Origin of the sequence: Sporanaerobium hydrogeniformans (assembly GCF_002735925.1) — a bacterium.
GTDB classification, from domain to species: domain Bacteria; phylum Bacillota; class Clostridia; order Lachnospirales; family Cellulosilyticaceae; genus Sporanaerobium; species Sporanaerobium hydrogeniformans.
In genome coordinates this window covers 1-615 of sequence record NZ_PEDL01000061.1, presented here as the reverse complement: position 1 = coordinate 615, position 615 = coordinate 1, and the positions used below count along the sequence as shown (strand labels likewise).

Genomic DNA, 615 nt, shown 5'->3' with positions numbered 1-615 from the left:
AAGGAGGGAGCCGTCTAAGGCAAAACCAATGACTGGGGTGAAGTCGTAACAAGGTAGCCGTATCGGAAGGTGCGGCTGGATCACCTCCTTTCTAAGGAAAATGACTGGAATGGTTACTATTTTGTTTTGAATGTTTATGTAAGGGACTAGAGGAATCTAGTCCTTTTTGTGTTTAAATTAGGATAATTTGAAGCTAAGTATTAATAGATAAAAAATAATAAATAGGTGTTGACATATGTAAAATGATAGTGTAATATTATACAAGTCGTCAGCAATGAACGACCTTTATAAGGGTTATGCAAATAGCCAACTTGTACTTTGAAAAACAAATACTACGAAATGATAGATTTAAACTTCAAATGCTAGTTTAACTAGCAAGCTAAAATTATTTTAGCGCCTAATGATAACGCAAGTTGTCAGGGTAACAAACAGGTAATCTGTTGGTTTAAAATCTACAATTTAACCGATAAATTTATATTCTTTGTATTCAACGAAAGTTGATTAACAAGGCACAAAATGACAAACCGTCAACGTAAGTTGAACGGATTAGGTCAAGCTACTAAGAGCGTAGAGTGGATGCCTTGGCACCGAGAGCCGATGAAGGACGTGATAAGC

1 rRNA gene is annotated in these 615 nt (G+C 35.9%); it reads left to right on the top strand.

From position 1 onward, the window contains the following. A 16S ribosomal RNA gene (locus tag CS063_RS17400) occupies positions 1-91 on the top strand; the annotation flags it as partial. Positions 92-615 lie beyond the last annotated feature (524 nt).